Raw genomic sequence first — 2142 nt, 5'->3', positions numbered from 1 at the left:
GTTAGAAGATTCCAGCTCGAAAGAAGGGCCGCCGCACTGGCCGTGCCTTAAGCCCAAGTGAGAGCGGGCCTGCCTGAGGGGAGAGATATAGTTCCTGTTTGAGTCTAAGAACTATACTTTTGCCCGTAAACAAGAGAACCAGCATATCTACAGGAAAAACTATAATCGGAAGATTTCTCAAAAACAGCCTGCAAGGATTTGTAACACTAACCCGGTTATTATCTACAATTTTGATGTGGTTAAATTTTTTGCCAAGACTTAGAAACTTGATGGAATCCCGAAAAAAAATAAGAGTAAGCAAGTAACGTCTAGTGATATACTGAGCATACCAAAAATCAATCTTTGTTCCATACTGGGATATAGAACTCTCACTATCAGAGCAGTAGAAGTCGGTATGATGCCAGCTAGATCCAGTCAATCACAAAAGCCTGAAACCTTCCCCCTAAACTCGCCCTATTTGTTAGTTGATTTCTACTTGTCTTGGCGTGGTTTACCATAAGACATCCCAACGGAAACTCCACCGAAAGTCATTGCACCTATACCAAGAGATGAAGCTGGCTCATTCACATTTGAAAAACCATTTTCGTTATCATACTGTATGCCTGACTTGAAGTTTTGATTTGTAACTGTGAGTTCGAGCTTCTCTGTACGCTCCATATTGCCACTAAAATCCTGTTCATCCTCAACGATACCTTCAAGTCCTACTGAGAATTGCTTAATTTCTGCATCAGTTTTTATCTTGAGCCCATAGGATGTAGCAAAGCCTCCAAGTTAACTTTCATCAGGTGTCGAAAAATCGAAAATCGCAAAACTTCCTTCCCCAAAACCTATCGAAAGATTCGCTTTCAAGCGATCATTTCCGCCTTCTAATTCCACAATTCCAGCTACACCCGCACCTCCACCCAAAGAAAGCTCCCACTTCCCCGTCGGGGCGACATACCTTATTGGGTTGTTGCTCACATAGGAATACCAATTTAGGCCCTCGATAACAGAGTACCCCTTGCGCATTCCTCCACTTTGCCCAGGTCCAAAGCCCTCGGCCACCCATCCGGCTCGAGGCTCTCCATCCTTAATCCATTGGGCTAATAAGCTCGAACCCAGTGGCCATTGGAGCCGTCGGAGTCGCTACTTATCTTAAACTCTCCTGGGAAGATGATAATCTTTCATCTTCCCAGGAGATATCGCCTCCGGGCCTGGTGGGAAGGAATAAATCATAGCATAGTAACTCTTGTTTCAAGTAATAGCTCTCGTTTCAATAAGATAGATACGAAAAGGAAAACCATATCAAAGATATACATAGAAACAATATCTGTTTTTTCTTCTTCGAGATTGCGATCAATATGCTTGAAGTTACGATTATTACAGGGGCAATAAATACACCTCCCGCTACAAATAGATAGTAATAAAGCAAGCCCCAGTTTGAGACATTTGGAAGCTCCAGGAAGAAAATCAATATTGCAAGGATTGGTAAAATATAGAGTGATATTATTTGTATGATACTCAGAACTCTATTCACTTTATTCCATTTCATTGTGTTCTTCCTGCTTATGGCAATATTCACCTATCTTCATCTGGAGGCTTCACATAATTCTACTGAGTAACACCGTCTGCGTCCGGCATCACTCCTCCAGCACCTTCAATAACATCATCCGCAAACGTATTACTATTATAACCTCTCTTTGAGTCGCAAGGTATATCTCCCACTGGATAGCTATCGGCTACGCCTGGGACGGTCTGATCGAATTCTTCTTCAGTCATGCCTTCCAGGAAATGGTATTTCTCCTTCGTGACGTAATCCTCCATTCAAAGAGCCATCGTCAAAAAACGCTTCGGCTTGTTCCGATTCCTTGCTGCCTTTTCCCGTGGTTTCATCATGTACGCTTGGAGTAGATTTTCCTTCCACAATAATTGTCCCCGTGACAAGGCCAACACACTTACTTTTTGGATACAGACTCCTTACTTGAACATTGTCTTCGCATCTTGGGCAGCAATGAATAGATGACGATGTTTCCCCCAAACAAAAACAGAAAATATGTGGGTCTCATCTCCGTCGGGGTCGATATACTTCACGGGGTTGTTGCTCACATTAGGAATACCAGTTGGTAGCCTCGATGACAGAATAACCCTTGCGCATTCCTCCAC

The 2142-nt window shown here is 43.0% G+C and carries 6 protein-coding genes; all 6 read right to left on the bottom strand.

Features of this window, described 5'->3' with window-relative positions:
• Position 1 precedes the first annotated feature (1 nt).
• Positions 2–418 carry a hypothetical protein gene (locus S1OALGB6SA_RS03440; RefSeq protein WP_124032570.1) on the bottom strand — a complete coding sequence of 139 codons (417 nt, stop codon included), beginning with the start codon at positions 416–418 and terminating at the stop codon, positions 2–4.
• Between the two features lie 53 nt (positions 419–471).
• Complete coding sequence (locus S1OALGB6SA_RS03435) at positions 472–657, bottom strand: hypothetical protein (RefSeq protein ID WP_124032569.1); 186 nt, start codon at positions 655–657, stop codon at positions 472–474.
• A gap of 114 nt (positions 658–771) precedes the next feature.
• Positions 772–1008 (bottom strand): hypothetical protein, encoded by a 237-nt coding sequence (locus tag S1OALGB6SA_RS03430; protein WP_124032568.1) that lies wholly within the window; start codon positions 1006–1008, stop codon positions 772–774.
• Positions 1009–1252: 244 nt separating this feature from the next.
• The gene (locus S1OALGB6SA_RS03425) at positions 1253–1531 is read right to left on the bottom strand and encodes a hypothetical protein (RefSeq protein ID WP_124032567.1); all 279 of its coding nucleotides are present in this window, start codon (positions 1529–1531) and stop codon (positions 1253–1255) included.
• A 59-nt stretch (positions 1532–1590) separates the two neighbouring features.
• Entirely contained in the window at positions 1591–1803 is a 213-nt protein-coding gene (locus S1OALGB6SA_RS03420) for a hypothetical protein (protein WP_124032566.1), read from the bottom strand.
• Positions 1804–1956: 153 nt separating this feature from the next.
• A partial coding sequence (locus S1OALGB6SA_RS10575; RefSeq protein ID WP_230204393.1) for a hypothetical protein occupies positions 1957–2142 on the bottom strand: 186 nt, incomplete at its 5' end.

Source organism: Olavius algarvensis spirochete endosymbiont (genome assembly GCA_900608495.1).
Taxonomy (GTDB): Bacteria; Spirochaetota; Spirochaetia; order DSM-2461; family DSM-2461; genus UBA2779.
Note: the sequence above shows the minus strand (reverse complement) of the source record. Positions and strands in the feature narration are given on the sequence as shown.